Annotated in this window: 19 protein-coding genes; 17 read left to right on the top strand and 2 right to left on the bottom strand. The window is 44.7% G+C overall.

Annotated features, from left to right (window positions below):
- Positions 1–7: 7 nt before the first annotated feature.
- The 14 genes from L6I86_RS07915 to pckA all read left to right on the top strand — a co-directional run bounded on the left by L6I86_RS07915 (position 8) and on the right by pckA (position 16556).
- Positions 8–787, top strand: a complete 780-nt coding sequence (locus tag L6I86_RS07915) for an amino acid ABC transporter ATP-binding protein (protein ID WP_236286016.1) — start codon at positions 8–10, stop codon at positions 785–787.
- A gap of 1 nt (position 788) precedes the next feature.
- The gene (locus L6I86_RS07910) at positions 789–1691 is read left to right on the top strand and encodes a nitrilase-related carbon-nitrogen hydrolase (RefSeq protein ID WP_236286015.1); all 903 of its coding nucleotides are present in this window, start codon (positions 789–791) and stop codon (positions 1689–1691) included.
- A 39-nt stretch (positions 1692–1730) separates the two neighbouring features.
- Positions 1731–2477 (top strand): sulfite exporter TauE/SafE family protein, encoded by a 747-nt coding sequence (locus L6I86_RS07905; RefSeq protein WP_420851859.1) that lies wholly within the window; start codon positions 1731–1733, stop codon positions 2475–2477.
- Between the two features lie 56 nt (positions 2478–2533).
- Entirely contained in the window at positions 2534–3001 is a 468-nt protein-coding gene (locus L6I86_RS07900) for a NanQ anomerase/TabA/YiaL family protein (RefSeq protein WP_236286014.1), read from the top strand.
- 300 nt (positions 3002–3301) lie between these two features.
- Positions 3302–4237, top strand: coding sequence for an ABC transporter permease (locus tag L6I86_RS07895; protein WP_036744170.1), 936 nt, complete (start codon positions 3302–3304; stop codon positions 4235–4237).
- Between the two features lie 16 nt (positions 4238–4253).
- On the top strand, positions 4254–5135 hold the full coding sequence (locus L6I86_RS07890) for a carbohydrate ABC transporter permease (RefSeq protein ID WP_236286013.1): 882 nt from the start codon (positions 4254–4256) through the stop codon (positions 5133–5135).
- A gap of 59 nt (positions 5136–5194) precedes the next feature.
- Positions 5195–6712, top strand: coding sequence for an extracellular solute-binding protein (locus L6I86_RS07885; RefSeq protein ID WP_236286012.1), 1518 nt, complete (start codon positions 5195–5197; stop codon positions 6710–6712).
- Positions 6713–6753: 41 nt separating this feature from the next.
- Complete coding sequence (locus L6I86_RS07880; protein ID WP_236286011.1) at positions 6754–8220, top strand: aldehyde dehydrogenase family protein; 1467 nt, start codon at positions 6754–6756, stop codon at positions 8218–8220.
- 33 nt (positions 8221–8253) lie between these two features.
- Positions 8254–9165 (top strand): dihydrodipicolinate synthase family protein, encoded by a 912-nt coding sequence (locus L6I86_RS07875; RefSeq protein WP_236286010.1) that lies wholly within the window; start codon positions 8254–8256, stop codon positions 9163–9165.
- The gene (locus L6I86_RS07870; RefSeq protein ID WP_236286009.1) at positions 9162–10331 is read left to right on the top strand and encodes a mandelate racemase/muconate lactonizing enzyme family protein; all 1170 of its coding nucleotides are present in this window, start codon (positions 9162–9164) and stop codon (positions 10329–10331) included. Before L6I86_RS07875 ends, L6I86_RS07870 begins: the two co-directional genes overlap by 4 nt.
- 95 nt (positions 10332–10426) lie before the next feature.
- Positions 10427–12640 carry an AraC family transcriptional regulator gene (locus L6I86_RS07865; protein WP_236286008.1) on the top strand — a complete coding sequence of 738 codons (2214 nt, stop codon included), beginning with the start codon at positions 10427–10429 and terminating at the stop codon, positions 12638–12640.
- A 34-nt stretch (positions 12641–12674) separates the two neighbouring features.
- Positions 12675–13781 carry a glycoside hydrolase family 88/105 protein gene (locus L6I86_RS07860; RefSeq protein ID WP_236286007.1) on the top strand — a complete coding sequence of 369 codons (1107 nt, stop codon included), beginning with the start codon at positions 12675–12677 and terminating at the stop codon, positions 13779–13781.
- Positions 13782–13803: 22 nt separating this feature from the next.
- A complete protein-coding gene (locus L6I86_RS07855) occupies positions 13804–14775 on the top strand; it encodes a bile acid:sodium symporter family protein (protein WP_236286006.1) in 972 nt (323 codons plus the stop codon).
- A 197-nt stretch (positions 14776–14972) separates the two neighbouring features.
- Positions 14973–16556, top strand: coding sequence for a phosphoenolpyruvate carboxykinase (ATP) (gene pckA / locus L6I86_RS07850; protein WP_420851855.1), 1584 nt, complete (start codon positions 14973–14975; stop codon positions 16554–16556).
- A 144-nt stretch (positions 16557–16700) separates the two neighbouring features.
- Here the strand turns inward: pckA and L6I86_RS07845 are convergent, their stop codons facing one another.
- Together L6I86_RS07845 and L6I86_RS07840 are read right to left on the bottom strand one after the other, a co-directional pair.
- A complete protein-coding gene (locus tag L6I86_RS07845; RefSeq protein ID WP_236286005.1) occupies positions 16701–17417 on the bottom strand; it encodes a response regulator in 717 nt (238 codons plus the stop codon).
- Complete coding sequence (locus tag L6I86_RS07840; RefSeq protein WP_236286004.1) at positions 17389–19026, bottom strand: ATP-binding protein; 1638 nt, start codon at positions 19024–19026, stop codon at positions 17389–17391. Before L6I86_RS07840 ends, L6I86_RS07845 begins: the two co-directional genes overlap by 29 nt.
- A 251-nt stretch (positions 19027–19277) precedes the next feature.
- Here L6I86_RS07840 and L6I86_RS07835 point away from each other — a divergent pair, with 251 nt between their 5' ends.
- The 3 genes from L6I86_RS07835 to L6I86_RS07825 all read left to right on the top strand — a co-directional run bounded on the left by L6I86_RS07835 (position 19278) and on the right by L6I86_RS07825 (position 22405).
- On the top strand, positions 19278–20348 hold the full coding sequence (locus L6I86_RS07835) for a tripartite tricarboxylate transporter substrate binding protein (RefSeq protein ID WP_236286003.1): 1071 nt from the start codon (positions 19278–19280) through the stop codon (positions 20346–20348).
- 67 nt (positions 20349–20415) lie between these two features.
- Positions 20416–20877 carry a tripartite tricarboxylate transporter TctB family protein gene (locus tag L6I86_RS07830; protein ID WP_236286002.1) on the top strand — a complete coding sequence of 154 codons (462 nt, stop codon included), beginning with the start codon at positions 20416–20418 and terminating at the stop codon, positions 20875–20877.
- Between the two features lies 1 nt (position 20878).
- The gene (locus tag L6I86_RS07825) at positions 20879–22405 is read left to right on the top strand and encodes a tripartite tricarboxylate transporter permease (protein ID WP_056623786.1); all 1527 of its coding nucleotides are present in this window, start codon (positions 20879–20881) and stop codon (positions 22403–22405) included.
- Positions 22406–22407 lie beyond the last annotated feature (2 nt).

Below are 22407 nucleotides of genomic sequence, written 5' to 3'. Positions count from 1 at the left end.
GTGAGATATGATTCATATTCGTGGACTAAATAAACAATTTCATGAGAAAAAGGTACTGGATCAAATCAATCTCGAAATTCGAGAGGGTGAGGTTGTCTCGATTATTGGACCGAGCGGTGCGGGGAAAAGCACATTACTACGCTGTATGAACCTACTGGAGGTGCCGACCTCAGGGGAGATTTACGTGGATACACGTAAAGCCGAATATAAGACGAACGCTCGCGGCCGCTTAACGCTTCAATCGTACATGAAATTGACCTGGCTTCGATCGGAGGTCAGCATGGTCTTTCAGCAATTTAATCTATGGCCGAATAAAACCGTACTGGATAACGTAACCGAGGGACCGCGTATTGTGAAAAAGGTTCCACGTAAAGAAGCAGAAGCCAAAGCGATTAAGCTGCTTGAAAAGGTTGGCTTACAAGAGAAAATTAATGAGTATCCCGCTAATTTATCGGGTGGTCAACAACAGCGTGTGGCGATAGCAAGAGCTTTGGCCATGGAACCAAAGGTTATTTTGTTCGACGAGCCGACGTCCGCACTTGACCCTGAATTAGTCCATGAAGTGCTCGATATCATGGTCAAACTTGCGAAAGAGGGCATGACGATGGTCGTCGTGACACATGAGATGAATTTTGCTCGCAACGTATCTGATCGCGTTCTTTTTATGGAGGATGGTCAAATTACGATGAGCGGGAAACCAGATGAAGTTTTTCATTTGAAAAATGCGAGGATGAATCAATTCATGCGAAAGATCACCCATGAGGTCGAACTGAGAGGAGTTAACTAAGATGAAGATTGCCAGCAGCCAGTTTCGGGCCAAAAAGCTAAGATCAATGAAAGACTTTGAGGATCATGTTCGTTGGCACGTTGAATCAGCCGTAGCACAAGGGGCGGAGCTGCTCTTATTGCCTGAGTTTTTCGCGATTGAGCTGCTCACGCTGCACCATTTTGACATCAAGAGTACGGAGGATGTCACGAAAATTTTCGAGTGGTTTGGCAAGGAATACACAACAGCGATCAAGCAATTATGTGCCAATTTGGCCAAAGAGTATCAAATCACACTCGCTGCGGGGACACATTTCGCCTATCAGCCGGATCGTAAATGCTATTACAATACAGCGTATGTCTTCACAGCTAGCGGCGCAGTCTTTGAACAGAACAAGATTCATCCTTCTTATGAGATGGTGTATAACAAAGAATTGACCACACCTGGCGATAAGCTGGATGTTTTCGAAATAAATGGTGTGACCTATGGCATCTCCATCTGTTATGATAACTCGTTTCCCGAAGTGGCGCGTATCCTTAGTCAAATGGGGGCTGATATTATCCTCGCACCGACTTGTTGTCTCGATGAGTGGGGGCAAAGCCGCAATATTCTATTCGCTCAGGCAAGAGCTTCGGAGAATCAGGTGTACGTTGTGAATAGTCATATGATCGGATCGATTCCGTTTCCAACGCATATTCCTTACGGTTTCACATTCACGGGTAAAAGCGGCATCTATTCACCGATTCAACCGATGATTGGCACACCGAATGCGATTGTCAGCCAAGGGGAAGCGAATGTGGAGATGGTTGTCGTCGGAGATATTAATCTAGATTACTTGAAATACATTCGAGAAAATGGACATAATCGGAATCGTACCGATATGAGGCCTTCTTTCTATCAACAATATGCCTTTCAAACAACCTGAATGAGAAAGTAGTTGGCGAATGTGGACATTCTAGTAACCATGCTTCTGATGGGGATGATCTTAGGCTTTGCCGGGACGGGGGGCTCTGGCTTTATTATTGGGATTCTTCTAGCCGTGTTTCATGTCCCTGTTCATACAGCGCTTGGCACTTCAATTGCAGCAATGGTTTTTACAACTTTATCGGGTTCAATCAGTCATTTCCGAGAAGGGAATGCTAGGCTTCGCTCAGGCCTCATTATTGGAGCCTTCGGAGCGGGTGGTGCGTATGCTGGAACCTTTGTGGCTCGCATGATTGCAGCCGATCAGCTGATCTGGCTAACCAGTGGTATGTTGTTCGTCTCTGGACTTCTTATTTGGCTTCGAACAAGCAAGGTGTTTTCCTCGAAGGAGCGGGTGCTTGCTACGGAATCCGACGAGTTAAAAAAGGTGAAGTTCTGGTTTTTAGCGGCGGTTACGGGTATAGTAACGGGATCACTCTCTGGAGTCTTTGGGATTGGATCGACACCATTCATCCAGCTGGCTTTGCTCATTCTATTCGGGTTTCCACTCCGACAAGCGGTGGGGACGACAATGGTCGTTATTCTACCGATCGCTTTGTTCGGGTCGATTGGATTTTTCCAAGCGGGATTCTTGGACTTTGTATTGCTCGCTCAAGTCGTTGCAGGGACGATGATCGGCTCTTATATTGGGGCTAAGTTTACGAAGAGAGCTCCGAAGCTGCTGCTTCGCTCGGCGATGATCATGACACCGATAGCAGGATCGTTATTGATGCTAGTGAAAACATAGGATGTGTGAGGACTTCACTCGGTTGAAACGATCATATTGGCAAGGAGGAACCACACGTGATCTTAGGAGATTTCCGTAAGTGGTCAGAGGATAAATGGTTATACGCAGAGCGGCTTGCGCAGCATTTGGACTACCTGTCTACATGCACATTCGATGATATCGAGGATGGGGTATATCCTGTGGGGGAAGACGGTACCTATCTGGTCGTGAAAACGACAGCTACGCTTCCCTTCGCGGAGGCATTGCCAGAGCGACATCAACGATATATGGATATTCACTATATCCTTGCCGGATCAGAGACCATTGGATTCGCACGGGATTGCGAGAGGAATCAACCGGTTGAGGTGAGTCCAGCCATTGACGATCATACCTTTTTCGATGGTGCGGAAAATGAGATGGAGTTGACGCTATGTCCAGGGCAGTTCGCCATTTTCATGCCATCAGATATTCACAGGCCTTGGTGCAGGGATACTAAGTCCGACTATGTCAGAAAGGCTTTACTGAAAGTGCCTGTCTGTAATTAATGTATAGTATTAGAAAAGTTTATAACGAAGCCCAGTAAATTAGATAGTTAATTTACTGGGCTTTTTTGTGTGATATAACGGAATGAAGCTAATAGCTAAATCATTACGATGACAGCAAAGAATGATTACTTGAAGGTTTCACATCCGCTAAACGCCCGTCATGTAAGGGTTTTCAAGGTTGAGAAAAAGAAGTTAAATGAGTACGATAGCCTGATATTCATTTCATAACTTATGATACGAGGGAAGCCAAACACATACCAGTCAGGAGGAAGTCGAGTGCCGCAACCCTTGGAAGCACAAATGCAAAGAGCTCGATTAAGCTCATTTAAACGATCACAGCTAGTGCGAGATCTCTTAAGAGATCGATGGATGTATCTACTTTTGTTTCCCGGGATCTTATATTTTGTCGTATTCAAATATGTTCCAATGCTTGGTCTGGTCATGGCGTTTCAGGACTACAAGCCTTTTACCGGATTTATAAACAGTCCATGGGTTGGCTTTAAACATTTTGAACGATTTTTTATGGAGCCCCAATTCTGGTCACTGTTTCGAAATACTTTGTTGTTAGCCATCTATAATTTAGTCTTCTTTTTTCCGCTTCCGATCCTATTAGCTCTTATGATTAATGAAGCGCGAAGAGAGATGTTCAAACGAATCGTCCAAACATTGCTCTATTTGCCGCATTTCATTTCGTGGGTAGTTGCTGTAGGTATATTTTATGTGTTATTTACGACAGAGGGTGGCGTCGTTAATGAATTGCTGGCACAATTCGGGTTTGAGAAAATCCCATTTATGTTGAGCGAAGAATGGTTTAGACCCATGATTATTGCGCAATCGATTTGGAAAGAGGCAGGTTGGGGGACGATTATCTTCTTAGCCGCTTTGTCTGGCGTCGACTTGCAATTATATGAGGCTGCCCGTATGGATGGGGCTGGTCGCTGGCGTCAACTCTGGCATATTACGATACCTGCGATCCGCAGTACGATTGTAATTCTGTTTATTCTACGATTGGGCAGTTTCCTGGATACAGGCTTTGAACATATCTTCCTGATGTTGAACTCGATGAACCGTGAAGTGGGCGAAGTGTTCGATACCTATGTGTATATGAAGGGTTTGACACAGGCGCAATATAGTTATAGTGCTGCAGTTGGTTTGTTCAAATCGTTAGTGGGGCTGATACTTGTCCTCGGTGCGAACAAGCTAGCGAAGAAGTTTGGCGAAGAAGGCGTTTACTAGGAGGTGGAGATATACAATGCCAACAAATGATAAGACATTAAGCAATAAAGTATTTGATTGGGTTAACTATGCGTTATTAACACTTGTTTCCTTGATCACGATTATACCGTTTGTCTATATTGTTTCGGTATCTTTTGCTGCCCCTTCAGAGGTTGTCAAAGGTGGATTGCTTTTGATACCTACTAAATTTACGTTTAGTGCGTATAAATACATTTTTTCAACGGACACCATGATTAGAAGCATCGGCGTATCGATTTATGTAACCGTTTTAGGAACATTGATCAATCTCATACTCACTTCGTTTACGGCGTATCCATTGGCTCGGGCCACGTTGCGTGGGCGTAAAACCTTTATGCTATTAATCCTCATTACGATGCTTTTCAGTGGCGGCATGATTCCGACCTACTTCGTCGTCAAATCGGTTGGTCTAATTAATTCATATTGGTCTCTTATGATTCCAACAGCCATTAGTGCATTTAACTTAATCGTTCTAAAAAACTTTTTCCAGCAAATTCCTGATGGATTGGAAGATGCTGCGAGAATTGACGGCTGCAACGATATCGGAACTTTATTCAGAATCGTGCTGCCCTTGTCCATGCCAGCTATGGCGACTTTCGGACTGTTTTACGCAGTGGGACATTGGAATACGTTCTTCCATGCTGTTATTTATATCAACGATTCTGAGAAATGGCCCGTACAGGTTGTGCTTAGGCAAATTGTGCTCATGTCTCAAGATAAAATTGGTGATTCGACCTCACAGTCCGATCCGACGGATTATTTGCCTCAAACGATTCGGATGGCTTCGATTGTCGTCGCGACAATACCGATTGTTCTCGTCTATCCATTCTTACAGAAGCATTTCGCGAAAGGCGTTTTATTAGGTTCGGTAAAGGGATAACCTATAAGGGTTCATCTTTGCATATGTACCATATTATTCATAATCATGGAGGGGTAAGAATGATGAAAAAAAGGTATATGGCTTTACTTTGCTCCATCGCATTGACAACAGGTACACTTGCAGGTTGCGGAAACAGCACAGATCCGAAGAAAGAAGAAAAAACGGTGGATAACACACCACTAGAGGTAACCATTGCTACGCCGCAGGTAGGGGAAGCGCCTAAGAAGGGCAGCGATATCGAGTTGGCGATAGAGAAATATACGAATGCCAAAATTGATATTCAATGGATTCCAGATGCTGCTTTTGAAGACAAGAAGAACATCATGATTGCTTCTAGCGAAATGCCTAAAGCTTTTAAAGTGAAAGCTAACGCATCGACCCTAAATGCCATCCAGTCTGGCTTGTTCTGGGAAATTGGCCCTTTATTGAAGGATTACAAAAATTTATCGGAGCTTAGTCCGATGTATTACGACAACATTAAAGTGGATGGCAAACTATACGGGTTGCCGTTATACCGTGACATAGGACGTGCAGGTATCATCTACCGTAAAGACTGGTTTAGTGGGCTCGGCTTAAAGCCTCCAGTTACACTAGACGATTGGTACAACATGGCCAAAACAGTGGCAGAAAAAGATCCGGATAAGAATGGTCAAGCGGATACGTACGGCTTCTTCTTGGATAAAAACTATAACGATCCAGTTCTTAGCAGCAGCTTTTTAACTCGTCTATCTGTTCCGAATGGGGCGCCTAATAAATGGGGGGTTGAAAATGGTAAAATCGTAGCTGAATTTATGACGAAGCCGTATATGGACTCCTTGAAGTTATTGAAACGTTTGTATGCTGAGAAATTAATTAACCAGGATTTCTCCATCGTGCAAACAGCGGATTCCGATAATAAATGGAATGCTGGTAAAGTTGGTATTCGTGTTAACACGGTAGCAACAGCTGCTGCACTTTCTTTTGATAATGTTTCGAAATCAACACCAAGCGCAGTAGTAGATGTCGTACCATTTGAAGGTCCATCTGGACTTAAAGTTCCGGCTGAGTCTGGAAACAACGGTTTCTTCCTATTCCCTAAATCAAGCGTGAAGAAGGAAGCGGAACTGAAGCGCCTGTTAGGCTTCTTCGATAAGCTGCTAGATGCTGAAATGTCAACACTGCTGACAAGAGGAATTGAAGGCAAACACTTTACCAAAACCGAGGATGGCAAAGGACAAATAAAAGATTTGACATTGTTCAACCTTGAAGTTAAACCGTATCGTGATAGCTTGCCGTCATTCGAAACAGCAGGAAAAGGACTCCCGTTGAAGCAAAATGATCTTCAGGCAAAAGGTTCGAAGATCGCTCAAGATAATCTGAAAAGTGTCGTTCCGAATGTGGCCCTGACATTTAATTCGAAGACCTACGCCGAAAAAGGCGTTGAGCTCGATAACATGATTCGTGATGCTCAAACCAAATACATTATGGGTAAAATCGACGACGCTGGCTGGCAGGCTGAACTTGATAAATGGATGAAAGCAGGCGGCGAGAAGGTCATTGCTGAGTACACGGCAGAATACGCTAAGCAGAAAAAATAGAGTGATCCATAAATATAGAGTCTGAGAGACGGAGTGAGTACATGCTTACAAATGTAAATGTCATCGAAAAAACCGCGTATATCAATGGCTGCTGGGTAGAACCCGGCAGCCACCCTTCTAAGGATCATTACAGTCCCCTAAATACGGAGTTGTTAGTAGGACGGAGCCTCCAATTGAGCAAGGAAGACGTTGACTTAGCCGTTGCGAGTGCTAAGAAAGCGCTTCCAAATTGGTCAAGCTTGTCAGGTACACAAAGAGCAGCTCATTTGTTTAAGGCTGCACAGAAGATTGAGGATCATCTAGAAGAGTTGGCACAGCTTCTCACAGCAGAGATGGGTAAACCAATCGGAGAAGCGAGAGGTGAAGTCAATCGTGCTGTCGTACTGTTCCGGTATTACGCAGGTGAGGGACTACGCGGCATTGGCGAGGTATTGCCTTCCACGGACGGTGTATCCCACTTATACACGACGAGGGTACCACTTGGCGTCGTAGGTCTGATCACACCTTGGAATTTTCCTGTTGCCATTCCCGTATGGAAGATGGCTCCAGCTTTAATATTCGGTAATACCGTTGTATGGAAGCCTGCAGAGCATTCTACCATTACGGCAGCCAAGCTCATGCAGCTCTTGGAAGAGAGCGGCTTCCCGCAAGGTGTAATCCAGCTAGTTAGCGGCTCAGGTTCCGTTGTCGGACAGCGTATTCTAGATCATCCTGATGTGACGGGAATCTCATTCACGGGCTCAGATGCTGTCGGCAAGCAAGTTTCGCAAGCCGCATCGTCCCGTCATGCGAAATATCAATTGGAGATGGGCGGGAAGAACGCGACCATTGTGCTTGCGGACGCCGATCTGGAGAAAGCGGCTGATGTCATCATTAGCGCTGCCATGCGATCTGCTGGCCAAAAGTGCACGGCGACTAGCCGTGTTATCGTCGAGAAGTCTGTGAAGGAACAATTGACCTCCTTATTGATCGAGCGAGCGAATCGCATTAAATTGTCCAATCCGCAGGAAAATGACTGTTACCTTGGACCTGTTGTGTCCAAACGCCAATACGAGTCGATTCTGGAATTTATCCAAATTGGTATCCAAGAAGGAGCCCAAGTTCTTGCTGGCGGTAAAGCGAAGACGGAAGCCGAATTTGCTAAAGGGTACTATATCGAACCTACGATTCTAGATCGTGTCGACCCGCAATCCACGCTCGCACAAGAGGAAATTTTCGGTCCGGTCTTAGTGATTAACGAGGCCGATCATCTTGATCATGCGATCGATCTGGCTAATAGCGTTCGTTACGGATTAGCAGCTGCTATTTTTACACAAAACCAAAAGCATGTTCATCACTTTGTGAATCGTATCGAGGCAGGCCTGATCAAGGTGAACGGTGAAACCGCTGGTGTGGAACCGCAGGCTCCATTTGGCGGGATGAAGCTATCCAGCTCCTATTCTCGTGAACAGGGAAGAGCAGCAATCGAGTTTTTCACACAGGTCAAAACGGTCGTGATTACACCATAGTCGTGGGAACGAAACGAAAGGAAGAGAACTCAGATGGATTATGCTGCATTCAGTAAAAGGCTGGAAACGATTTCAGCTATCAATATTACACCTTTTGATGAAGAGACGCGCCGTATTGATTGGGAAGGACTGGAAGCGAATATCGAGTTCTTGCTGGCAAATGGTACCGAAGTGATTGTGCCCTGCGGAAACACGGGCGAATTCTATGCGTTAACGCTGGAAGAAGCCAAGGAAGTGACCAAACGGGTCGTTGAAATCGTAAATCATCGTGCTATTGTTATGGCTGGAATCGGATATTCCGTTGAAACCGCTGTAGAGCTTGGTAAGCACGCCCAGCAGGTTGGAGCGGATTGCGTGATGATCCATCAGCCCATTCATCCTTATATCACGACGCCTGGTGCGGTGTCCTATTACCGTAATGTGATTGAAAGCTTGGATATTCCGTCCATCCTTTATTTGAAAGATGCTCATGTTTCGGACGATATCTTGTTTAGCTTAGCACCGTTGGATAAATGCGTGGGTGTGAAGTATGCGATCAACGATCTTCCGCGTTTTACCGAAACGGTGCGCAAGATCAGCGCTGACTACAACATCGCCTGGATCTGCGGGACAGCTGAAAAGTGGGCACCTTTCTTCTACAATGCAGGCGCAAAAGGATTTACATCGGGCTTAATCAATGTAAATCCCAGCATCTCGCAGGGGATGCTGCAAGCATTACGCGATCAAGATTGGCCTACTGTGTGGAGACTGTGGGAAGATGTTCTGCCTTTCGAGAACTTGCGTGCCAAATATCATGCAGGTAACAATGTGGTTGCTGTAAAGGAAGCGATGGAACAGTTGGGACTTCGTGCCGGCGTTACGCGCGAACCTGTAGATCCTTTGAATGAAGCGGATAAGAAGGAAGTAACGAATTTACTAAACGCATGGGGGCTGCTAACAACATGAAAATTTCAGATCTTAGACTTACGGTTATCGCAATGCCGCGTAATACAGGGTTTGTCTGCAAGCATGTCATCGTGGAGATTGATGCGGATAACGGATTAACAGGTATTGGTGAAATGTCGGACTTCTCTCATCTTCCTCATTATTCATTAGACATTCAGGACATGGCTGTGGTGCTCAAGTCCATTCTATTAGGCCAGAGCCCATTTGATATTTCACTGCTCAATAAGGAGCTGCTCAGCAATTTTCCAGAAACGATGTTTTATTATGAAAAGGGTAACTTTATCCGTAACGGAATTGATGCGGCATTACACGATCTTTGTGCGAAATCGCTAGGTATTTCCGTAGCTGAATTTATTGGCGGCAGAATCAAAGAGAAAATTAAAGTCTGCTATCCAATTTTCAGACATCGCTTTATGGAAGAGGTAGAAGAAAATTTGGCGATTGTCCGCGAGAGACTGAGTAAAGGCTTTGATACATTCCGACTCTATGTTGGAAAAAACTTAGATGCCGATGAAGCATTTTTGGCTGGCGTAAAGCAGGAATTTGGATCGAAAGTTACGATTAAATCGCTGGACTTCAGCCATTTATTGGACTGGAAATCGGCGTTGAAGGCCACGAAGCGATTGTCGCAATATGATTTCCAAATGGTGGAGAGCCCAGCGGTTCAGAATGATTTCGAGGGACTTCATCATTACCGAATGAACACGGAATACCCTGTAAGTGAGCATGTATGGAGCTTCCGTCAGCAGTCCGAAATGATTAAGCACGATTCGGTGGATATCTTCAACATATCACCTATTTTTATCGGTGGAATTACCGCTGCTAGGAAAGCGGCTGCTGCTGCGGAAGTCGCTGGCAAATCCTGCTTGATCGGCACAACGCAGGAGCTGTCTGTAGGTACAGCCGCTATGGCACATCTGGGAAGTTCTCTAGTAAATTTAAACTATACATCAGATCCGACTGGACCTGAATTGTATATTGGCGATATTGTTAAAAGTCCAGTGCAATACGAGAAGGGATATCTTCTTGTTCCAGGCCGTGACTTACCCGGTCTAGGTATGGAGCTTGACTGGGATCAAATCAACAAATATCGCGTGGACGATCTAAGCTGGGGGAACGTATCTGTTCATCAACTTCAGGACCGTACCTCGCAAACCAAGAAGTAAGCATGCAAGCAGCCGTCCGCACATTCACACCGGACGGCTGGTTTTGATATAATAAGGGTCATTGAAACGAAAGTAAACAGAAGTGAGGAATAACATTGCCCACCTATTTATATCGCATGATCCTATTCGCTATGTTGCTGGTTGCCATTCCAGTCACGACAATCGGAATGATTTCTTATCATATTTCCTCCCAAGATATAGAGAAAAAGGTTAAAGAAAGCAATTCTCAAATTTTGCTGCAGAACCAGATGAGAATTGAGCAAGTATTGAAAAATGTAGAAATGGGTGCCGTGCAATATTTAAACTCACCGCTTGTAACAGACAACCTCTACAATGCGTTGACACAGGATGATTTCCAAACGATTACAAGCCTTGCCAAGGGTTTATATAACTTGCACTCTTTATCGGGCGTAGCTGACACCCACCTCATTAACCTGGAAAAGGACTGGATGATCAGCAATTTAGGATTCACCCATACGGCGGATTATTCCGATAAAAACCTTTTGCAAGATTACGCAAAAAATCCCAAAAATTTATTCTGGTTAGCAGATGAATATGGGGTTCGGATGATTGTAAAGCTCCCAATGATTGCTCCTTCGGCAGCTCCGAAGGCATTACTGATCATAGAAATGTCGAAGACGGAATTGGAAAAAGGGTTAGCCCAAACGAAGCAGTTGGGAGACATCTATGTACTGAACCGCGAGCACATCCCCTTCTTAAGTAACGCGGGAGCAGATTATATTTCCGATTCGATCCTGGAGCCTTTGAAAAAAGTGACAGATGCTAACGGCTATTATGAAGGCAAAAATACAGCTGTGAATTACCGAGTATCGTCCAATAGTTGGATTTATGCTTCCGTCGTTTCCATTGGTCAAGTGACGATGGAATCCAAGAAGATTGCACTCGTTACAATTAATGTCTGCTTGATTGTCTTCCTTGTGATTGCATCTGCCGCATTCTACGTGAGCAGACGGATGTATTCTCCGATCCGACGTTTATTTCAGACGATGGAACAGTTCGGCGGTGAAACGACAGAGTCTCGCAGGAAAGATGAGTTTGCTTATATCGAGGATAGATTTAATGCGTTATTCCGGACACGGAAGCAGTTTCAACAGCAGCTTCAAGGTCAAACGGGACAGATGAAAGAGTTCTTCCTGTTGAAACTGTTCATGGGACAGGTGACGGAGAGCGAATTTGCTTTCAAGTGTGAAACCTATGGCTTCGCGGAAAAAGGGAAGCCCATGGGTGTGATTGCGCTGCAGATCGATTCCCTTCAGGATACAAGATACATGGAAAGCGATAAGGAATTGCTGTTATTTGCTATTCATAACATTGTCAGTGAGCTTTTGCCAGCTAATCGTTTGCTTGGTTCCTTATTGCTGGATCAGTCTCAGGTATCCCTGCTTACTGGGGATGTCGAAGATCTGCAGGAACTGCAAGTGAGTTTTCACCAAGCGGCGGAGGAAATTAAAGATAAGGTGCACGAGCTGCTTCAGCTGAAAGTCAGCATCGGTATCAGTCGCGTATTTTCCCGATACACGGATGCCATGAATGCACATGCAGAGGCTTTGGAAGCGCTGAAGCGAAGGATTCGTCTGGGGAATGATATCATCATTCATTATGATGATATTGAAACGGTTCATGAGAACAGCAAACATCTGGCAGCCTCGCTGAATTATTTGGAAGATTATTTCGTAAACGCATTAAAAACGGGTGATTCCACATCTACGTTTGAACATTTTGATAAATACGTTGCGTTGATCATGGAAAGAGAGATCCGGTTTAACGATTTTCAATTCGTGATGATTGAACTGATTACGGAGATTCATGGCTTAGTCCAGCAGCAAGGCGGTAAATTGGAAGGCTTAATTGATTCGAAATCCGTGCTTCATTCTTTTATGAAGTTGAACACGGTACAAGAAATTACGTCTTGGTTTAAGACCGAATTGCTGCCGCCAGCACTCGCCTTCTTCAAAGGACGGGCAGATTCGCAATATATCAACCTCGCGCATCAAATGCTTACAATGATTCATGAAGGATTCGAGCAGGATATTACACTTGAATCGTGTGCTGCTCAGCTCAAATATCATCCTGTTTATGTCAGTCGTGTTTTTAAGAAAGAGATCGGTGTTACTTTTATTGATTATTTAACCAACTATCGGGTTAACATGGCGAAGAAATGGTTGAAAGAGACAGATATGAAGATTTCGGAAATTGCGGAGCGGCTGAATTATGCCAATTCTACGGGTTTTATCCGGACTTTTCGAAAGCTGACAGGCATGACACCTGGCCAATATCGGGACACCTAAGTTAACCATGTTAACCATTTGGGAGATGAAACATATGACGTATCAAATGCTGGATCAACTTAGAGATCACTATATGGAAAGTGAAGGGAAATGGTTTTCCCTGCGTTGGCATTATATTGAGAACTGTATTCTCAAATCGTATATGGACAGCTATAAGCAATCGGGTAATGAAGACTTTTACCTGTTCGTCAAAAGCTTCATCGACCGTCTGTATGATGAGAATGGCAGTATCCCGGCCATTGATGTGCGTTATTATAGTATTGATCAAATCAGACCAGCGACTATTCTTTTTGACTTATACCAAAGAGAGAATGATCCCAAATATAAGCATGTGCTTGATTTGATCTATGAGCAGTTGAAAACCTATCCAAGAACAGCGTCAGGAAGCTTCTGGCATAAAGAAAATTATCCAAACCAAATTTGGTTGGATGGACTTTACATGGGACAACCATTTTTGGTTCGTTACATCAAGGAATTTGAGGAAAAGAAGGATTATTCCGATACCATACATCAATTTTTAAATGTAAAAAAGTTTATTTTTAATGAAGAAAATCGTCTATACTACCATGCTTATGACGAGAGTAGAGAGATGTTTTGGTGCGACAAAACGACGGGCATGTCTCCGAATGTCTGGGGGCGTGCTGTAGGCTGGTTGGTGATGGCCTTGGTGGACGTACTTGAACTTCTGGAAGATGAACAGGTGAACAGCGAGCCTCTGAACATGATGTTGCAGGAAACGCTAGACGGTATGTTACCTTACCAGCATAGCGGGGGTATGTGGTATCAGATCGTTGATATGGGAGATCGGCCAGGGAATTATTTAGAATCTAGCGGGACCTTGATGCTGGCTTATGCGATGTTGAAAGGTTCGCGCCTTGGCTATCTTGCTACCGAATACGCTGAGCGCGGGAAGTCTGCCTTTGACGCTACTGTCCAGCAATATCTCCGTGAGGAGGATGGAGAAGTGCTGCTTGGTGGAATCTGTAGAAGTGCAGGACTTGGCACAAATCCGGATACAGGCAAGGTTCGTGATGGGACCTTTAAGTACTATACCGAAAACGAAATCATCGTGAGTAACAATGGACATGGCGTAGCACCGTTGATTATGGCGTATACCGAGGTTAAGCTTTCAGAGCTTTAAAGTCAAGTTAGGAGAGAATCCAATGCTGCATAAATTAAACAAGAGCCTGGAGAAATGGCTTCCGCTGATTACTCCAACGAGTGTTATTCTAGGAATTATTTTGACAGTATGGTTAAAGTCCTTTACTTACTTAGTACCATGGATCTTCGGCTTTATGACATTTACAGGCAGCTTAAGTATGAACTTTAAAGATTTAAAAAGGGTATTAATACAGCCTTTCCCGATTTTCGTCTCACTGCTTGCTCTGCATGTGTTGATGCCTGCTATAGCATGGATCATCGGCAATGTATTTTTTCATGATGATGTGTATCTGAGAACGGGACTAATTCTAATGGTCGTCATTCCTACTGGTGTCGTAAGTTTCATGTGGGTTTCCATCTTTAAGGGGAATATTGCGCTAACGTTATCGGTTATTTTGATTGATACCCTATTATCGCCGTTTCTCGTTCCTTTTACGATGGATGCGTTTCTCGGCGTACAAGTGAAGATGGATGTGTTTGGTATGATGAAAGGCCTTTTCTTTATGATCGTCCTTCCGTCCTTATTGGGTATGCTGCTAAATCAACTTTCGCAAGGAAAGGTGAAGGAGAAATGGGGGCGCCCCTTATCGCCCTTCTCTAAAATAGGGTTGGCCTTCACCATTGCGATTAACAGCGCTGTGGTGGCACCATATTTCACGAAAATTGACAGTAAATTGGTCCTGACAGCTTGTGTGATTGTCGTCATGGCTTCATCTGGTTATCTGATTGGTTGGCTGATCGCCAGATGGCTAAAGTGGGACCGTGATATCATGGTTACCATGGTGTTTAATACCGGGATGAGAAATAATAGCGCTGGTGCCGTGCTGGCCATTTCGTTTTTTCCGCCGCCTGTCGCAATGCCTGTTATTATGTGTATGCTTTTTCAACAACTCCTCGCTTCCTTGTTCGGGCAATTATTATGCAAAGCACCTGATTCGATAAAACTGAAGCGTGTATCACAAAAAACGATATAAGGGGAATTCAGGTGTTCACATGCCGTGCAAGGAATATTGTACTTACCGGTAAGGGAACATTAGACGGACAGGCAAGTGCCGATGTGTGGTGGAACTGGAAGCATCACCATTATGGATCAGATATCGGATTTTGCTGGGATGTAATCTTCGAGGCAGCTTTTCATGAATGCCATTGAAGAAAAGGAGGGCGACAGCTTATGAAGATGACTAACACGAATCGTCGTCAGTTAGAAGAAGTACTAGCAAGGGAATCGGTTCATTATCAATTATCTGTTCCTAGACTTGTGGAAAAGGCAATAGCTCGTGAAGAAGGTGTATTAGCCGCGAACGGTGCGTTTAGTGTTTCCACTGGTAAATTTACAGGACGTTCTCCGAAAGATAAGTATATCGTTTATGAACCGTCTGTCGCTGATCATATTGCTTGGGGATCTGTAAATCAAGAGATGTCCCAGGCTAGTTTCGATAAACTATATGAAAAAGTATTGGACTACTTAAACGATCGTGAGCTTTTTGTATTCGATGGTTTTGCTGGTACTGATCCCAATTATCGGTTGCCAATTCGAATCGTTAATGAGTATGCATGGCATAATCTGTTCGTTCATCAACTATTTATTCGTCCAACAGAGGAAGAATTGACAACGCATTCAGCAGAGTTTACAATTCTGGCTGCTCCGGGGCTAAAAGCGAATCCCTCAATTGACGGAATACGATCGGATACATTTATTGCTATCTCTTTTGAAAAGAAAGTAGTTCTGATTGGTGGCACGGAATATGCTGGTGAAATGAAAAAGTCGATATTCAGCGTTCTTAACTATGTATATCCCTTTAAAGGGATATTTCCAATGCATTGCTCTTCCAATATTGGTGTGAATGGTGATGTGGCGCTTTTCTTTGGACTTTCAGGCACGGGGAAAACCACACTGTCAGCAGATCCTGATCGTCATTTAATTGGAGATGATGAGCATGGCTGGACAGAAACCGGAGTATTTAACTTTGAGGGCGGATGTTATGCCAAATGTATTGGCCTTTCTAGAGAGAAGGAGCCTCAAATTTGGGAGGCTATTCGATTCGGTTCTGTGTTAGAGAATGTGGTTCTGGAAGCTAATACCGGGAAAACGGACTATAACGATAACTCGATTACGGAAAACACTCGTGCCGCTTATCCGATTGAATATATTTCTGGTGCCAGGATTCCAAGTCTTGGAGGACATCCGGAAGTGATATTATTTTTGACAGCGGATGCTTCAGGTGTGCTTCCTCCTATTGCTAAGCTAAATAAAGATCAGGCCATGTATCACTTTCTTTCTGGCTATACGTCGAAATTGGCAGGGACTGAGCGCGGAGTTACAGAACCAGAAGTTACGTTCTCAGCTTGTTTCGGAGCCCCTTTCCTTCCACTTCGTCCTAGCGTGTATGCGGAACTATTAGGTAAGAACATCGAAAAGCATCGTGTACGCGTTTATCTAGTGAACACAGGATGGTCTGGAGGGGCATACGGCACTGGTAAAAGAATGAATCTTGCTCATACAAGAGCAATGGTTACGGCCGCGATTAACGGGAGTATTGAACAAGCCGAATATAACCAAGATCCTATTTTTGGGTTTTCGGTGCCCAGTCATATTCAAGGAGTTCCAAATGACATTCTTATCCCCAAAAACACGTGGGAAAATAAGGCCGCCTTTGATTTAAAGGCTTCAGACTTGGCGACTCGCTTTGCAAAAAACTTCGAAAAGTTTGATGATGTAAGTGAGGGTATTCGCTTAGCTGGACCTAGCGTGTAAATAGCCTTTTTGACTGTGTGAAAAAGCAAAAGCGATCCTTAACTCGGATCGCTTTATTATTTTAGAAAACTTCAATGGCATTTTTACCAGATATAGTTGGTCAACCTTAGAATACGAATATATCAATCAAAGGGGCAGGTCACATCACGACTCCCGTTTACGATACACTCTCTCAGGGCGACCCACGACGCCATAAGTCAGATCGGCGAAAACTTCGCCCGAGGAGACTAGATGCTCCAAATACCGGCGTCCAGTCGAACGACTGACGCCTATTTCTTTGGCGATTTGATCCGCAGTCATCCCGTCTGCCGCGGTAGAAATCGCCTGAACGATTTTGACTAGCGTTAATTTGTCGATGCCTTTAGGGAGATACGCAATCTCAGCGCGGGAATCTTTTTTACTCGTTCCCAAAATGAGGCGATCGACATCGCTTTGATTAATAGAGCCCGTATGATGAAGCCGATTCAACTCGCTATGGAAGTCTAGATAACGCAGGAGCGTTTCCTGCAGCCGATTGAAAACAAGTGGTTTCATAATATAATCAAACGCTCCGCTGCGAACGGCTTCCCGTATAGCCTCGGCTTCTTTGGCAGCCGTGATCATAATGACGTCGGTATCTCGGAAATGTTGACGAATATAGGAGAGCAACTCCAAGCCATTGGAACCAGGAATGTAAATATCCAACAGAACTAAATTTGGCCGTAAAATGTCTAGCTGTTCCTTGGCTTGAACATCGTCTGTAGCGATACCGACAACGTGAAAGCCGTCTACTTTTTCAATAAACCTTCGGTTTATTTCGGCGATCTTCACATCATCTTCGATAATCAAAACTTCAATGTTCGGTTGTTGGTGTTCCATCATCAGAGATTGAACTCCTTTCTGTGGACATCGGATGTTTCGGTATAGCGACGGTGAAGAGTGTGCCGCATTCCGGGTTTTTATGGAAAGTGATATACCCGTTAAGCTTATGGACAGCGTGCTGGACTAAGGCTAAACCGATGCCGCGATGTTCACCTGCTTTAGTTGAGAATCCTTTCTCAAATACGGCATTGCCTAACTCATCGGGAATGCCAACGCCGCAGTCCTCGCATTCGATAATCAAATCCTCGCCCAGATCGGTTAAAAATAATTTTACATAGGGCGTTTGTTGTACCTCAACGGCCAGAACTGCTTCCATGGCATTGTCAATCAAGTTGCCGATGATGGTGACGAGTAAATTTCGGTCGATTTCCGGAGGAATATCTCGAAATGAGCTTTCACGGTCAATTTCAAAAGTTAGCTTCAACTCCTGTGCATGATTGAATTTGCCAATCAACAGCCCCCCAATCATGGGATCAGGGATTTCGGTCATGATGAACTGCACCCAGTTCTGGTGCACGTCTGATTCCTTGGAGATGAGATCGACAGCTTCTTGATACGATTCCAATTGGATGAGTCCAGAGATGACATACAGCTTATTGGAGAATTCATGCGTCTGAGCGCGCAGTGCTTCAGCGAAGCGTTTCACCTGAGACAGCTCCTCGGCCAACCGGTAGAGCTCGGATTTACTTCGAAAGCTTGAAACGGCACCAGTAACACCGTGTTTTCGGCTCACAATCGGCACACGATTGACGATGACATCATGATCGCCGATCAGCATTTCATGGTCAAATTCGGCTTCGCCCGTACGTACCACTTCATGCAATCGCGTGTTCGGGATCACATCTTCAATGTGTCTGCCTGTAATTTTCGCACTGAGGGGCAGCTGCATAAGCTGCAAAGCATAACGGTTTGCCATTGTGATGATGCCATCTCGGTTTACCGCGATAATTCCCTCACGGATCGTTTGCAGAATGGCTTGTTTCTCGGTATACAGCTCACCGATTTCCTTAGGCTCAAGTCCATGTATGGAGCTTCGAACATTACGTGCGATAAGGACGGAGCCGATCAGGCCAACGACTAGGACGATGAGAGAAATGAGCTCGATTCGCGACTGATAAGTATAGGTAATCGAGTTGATATCTTTCGTAAGAAATCCAACGGATACAATGCCGATGACATTGCCTTGATCATCAAACAGAGGCGCTTTACCGCGAAGTGAAGGGCCAAGTGAGCCGATGGCCTTGGAGATGATCGATTGTCCTGCAAGAACAGGACCGTTGTCCCCGCCGACCATTTCTTGCCCAATTCGTTCAGGGAGCGGGTGTGAGTAGCGAATGCCTTCGCGGTTCCCGACAACGATATACTCGGCATCGATTTGATCTCTTACCTTTTCGACGAGAGGCTGGATGATCTTGGATGGATCCGAAGTTTGAAAAGCCATACGAATATCAGACATATTAGCAACGGTTTCAGCCACCTTTAAGGCACGAGTCCCGATTTGATCCTCTAGTGCTGTGGTCATCATGTAATCAAATATACTGCCCAAACTGATGATGACGATGGAAAGGAACGAACAAATAATGAGGATAAGCTTGGTATGAAGCCTCATTTTCCACGCAGCCTCCCATTTTTGGTTAATTTAGAAGAATGTATGTGTTTGGTATTGTAACATAAAGCGTTCTCATTTTGATGATTATAGGGTCTCCAGATCCGTGAACAATATGAACAAAATGGTCAAAACGCCGTTATTACAACTAATCGCCATAAACTTCCCAATAGGCACAGGGGGTGTTATTCTGAAAGCGCTTCAAAGAAAGCGGATACATTGATAAATTAAAACCAAACATGGAGGGGTTTCATTTGATAAAACAACTTTTTTCAGCATCTTGGAAAGTAACAGCTATTAGCTTGCTTGCAGTTAGTTTGTCCGCTTGCGGAAGCAATTCAGCGAAACCATCATCGTTATCAACGTCATCAACGTCATCAACGTCATCAGCTCCAGCAGCTGCGAAATCCAATTATCCAGAAAAAGCACTTAGCATTATCGCTCCATCTGGTGCTGGCGGCGGCTGGGATATGACTGCACGTACCATCGCTAAAGTATTAACGGAAACAAAAGCAGTCGATAAGCCCGTTTCAGTTGAAAATAAACCAGGTGGTGGCGGTACTGTATTTATGGCGGAATACGCGACTAAAGATATCAAAGATAACTACAAGCTGTTCGTGAGTTCGCCACCAATCCTTATTAATCATTTGAAAAAAGAAGGAAACACACCTTACGGCTACAATGATACGACGCCGTTAGCACAACTGACCAAAGATTACGGCGCTGTCGCGGTAGCAGCCAATTCGAAATACAAAGATCTGAAGTCCTTGCTAGCTGATATGAAAGCAGATCCTACGAAGCTAACGGTTGCGGGCGGTTCGGCACCTGGTTCCATGGATCACTTGGTATCGATTCTACCCGCGTTCAAATTTGGGATTGACCCGAAAAAAGTGAAATACGTGTCCTATGACGGTGGCGGTGAAGCCGTAACTGCGTTGCTTGGCGGTAATGCTGATGTCTTAGGTACAGATGCTTCTTCCTTAGATCAATACGTGAAAGCTGGAAAAATCCGCATACTTGCTGTTGCAGCACCTGCCCGCCTTGGTGGCAGCCTGAAAGATGTTCCGACGATGAAGGAACAAGGCGTTGATGCCGAATTCCTGATTTGGCGCGGTTTCTTCGGACCGAAGGACATGTCAGCAGATGCAAAAAAATACTGGGAAGATACGATTAAGAAAATGGTAGATTCCGATGCTTGGAAAAAAGAAATGCAAGCGAACAGCTGGGAGTCGGATTATAAGAAAGCAGATGATTTCAAAGCTTTCTTGGGCCAGCAAGAAACACAATTGAAAGATATGCTGACAGCGCTTGGTATGCAGAAATAAAACCTAACGAGACAAGGGAGAAGATGACCTCTTCTCCCTTGCCCTTAGTGGGGTAGGAGGCAGAGAAATGAATACAACGTTTGATCGTTATGCAGGTATCGCCTTTTTCGCGATTGGTCTTGCCTTTGTGATTGGTTCCTTAGGTATTTCAACTAGTGCTTATGGTAGTAATGTAGGTGCTAATATCTTTCCGATGATTTTGGGCTCGTTCTTGTCTTTGATGAGTTTGCGTCTTATTTATGAGACGTTCCGCAGGCAGCGTGCTGAGAAGGGCAAAGAAGACTTGGATTACAAACGATTTCTCATTATTTTCATCGCGGCTGTCTTATATGCCTATTTCCTTGAAGATATCGGGTTCGTGATCTCCACGTTCCTGTTCCTTATGATTGGTTTTCAAACGATGCAAAAGGGGAGAGTATGGGTTTCCTTGCTGATTGCAGCTTGCTTCTCTTATGGTGTGTATTACTTATATGTGAATCTGCTGGATGGTTCGCTTCCCGGATTTCCAACATGGTTAGGGGGGGCATAAGATGAGCACTTTGGATTATGTGTTGCACGGTTTGGGCACAGCGATGCAGTGGCATAATGTTATTTTTGTATTTTTGGGCGTATTGATTGGTACGGTGGTTGGCGTTCTACCTGGAATTGGCCCGATGAGCGGTGTTGCTCTCTTGATTCCGATCACGGCAACAATGACAGCTGGCTTAGGCCCAGAAGAGGCAGCTACGAGTTCCATCATTTTGTTGGCAGGCGTGTATTATGGGGCGATGTACGGAGGTTCGACGACGTCGATTCTATTAAACACACCTGGAGAATCGTCTTCTGTCGTCACAACACTTGACGGTTATCAAATGGCCAAACAGGGTAGAGCAGGAGCAGCGCTCGCGATTTCAGCAATCGGTTCCTTCGCTGCGGGCATTATTTCGCTGATCGGTCTTATCTTCTTGGCTCGTCCTTTGTCGGCAGTCGCAATCAAGTTCGGACCTGCTGAATATTTCTCCTTGATGGTGCTCGGCTTGCTCGCGATCAGCGGACTGGCTGGGAAATCGATGGTGAAGGCGCTTATGATGACGGCATTTGGTCTGTTGTTAGCGACGATCGGTATCGATAACGTGTCGGGCGTGGAGCGATTCACCTTCGGCATTCCTGAGTTATATCAGGGCTTGGAATTCCTGACTGTGGCCGTGGGGACATTTGCTGTCGGCGAAGTATTCAAAACCATCCTTCAGCGCGAAGGAAACGATGGCGAGATTGCCAAGATCAATCGCATTCTGCCGACAAAACAAGATATGAAAGACAGCGCGGCACCGATTGCACGCGGTTCTGTGCTTGGTTTTTTCATCGGCTTACTTCCTGGTGCAGGCGCTATTCTTGCTTCTTTCTTTGCTTATATCGTGGAGAAGAAGATTAGCAAAAATCCGGAAAAATTCGGCAAGGGTGCTATCGAGGGTGTCGCTTCGCCGGAAGCTGCGAATAACGCTGCATCGGGTGGTGCGATGATTCCGCTTTTGACATTGGGGATCCCATCCTCAGGAACGACGGCTATTCTGATGGGTGCTTTCATTATGTACAACGTCCAGCCAGGTCCATTGCTATTCCAAGACCACCCACAGTTAGCATGGGGGGTTATTGCAAGTATGTTCGTCGGCAATCTCATGCTGCTGATTCTTAATATGCCGTTGGTTAAAGTGTTTGCCAAAGTCATTGAAACACCTGCTAAGTATTTAATTCCGTTAATCATCGTCTTTTCCGTATTCGGGGTTTATGCCGTACAGTATTCGACGTTTGATTTAATGCTCATTATGGGCTGTGGTCTTGTGGGATACTTCTTATCTAAGAATGATTATCCACTAGCACCACTCGTACTTGGTCTTATTTTGGGTCCAATGATGGAAAACAACATGCGCAGAGCACTGACCATTTCAAATGGTGATTTCATGATCTTCCTGCAAAAACCGGTTTCTCTTGTATTTCTCATCATCGGTCTGATCTGGATTACCATTCCGCTGATAATGAAACTTAGAGGTAAAAATGTACTTGTGAATGAGGAAGGGTAACT

This window comes from Paenibacillus allorhizoplanae, from assembly GCF_927798215.1.
In the GTDB taxonomy this organism is placed as follows: domain Bacteria; phylum Bacillota; class Bacilli; order Paenibacillales; family NBRC-103111; genus Paenibacillus_E; species Paenibacillus_E allorhizoplanae.
The sequence above is the reverse complement of the archived record's forward strand: the minus strand, read 5'-3'. Positions and strand labels throughout refer to the sequence as shown.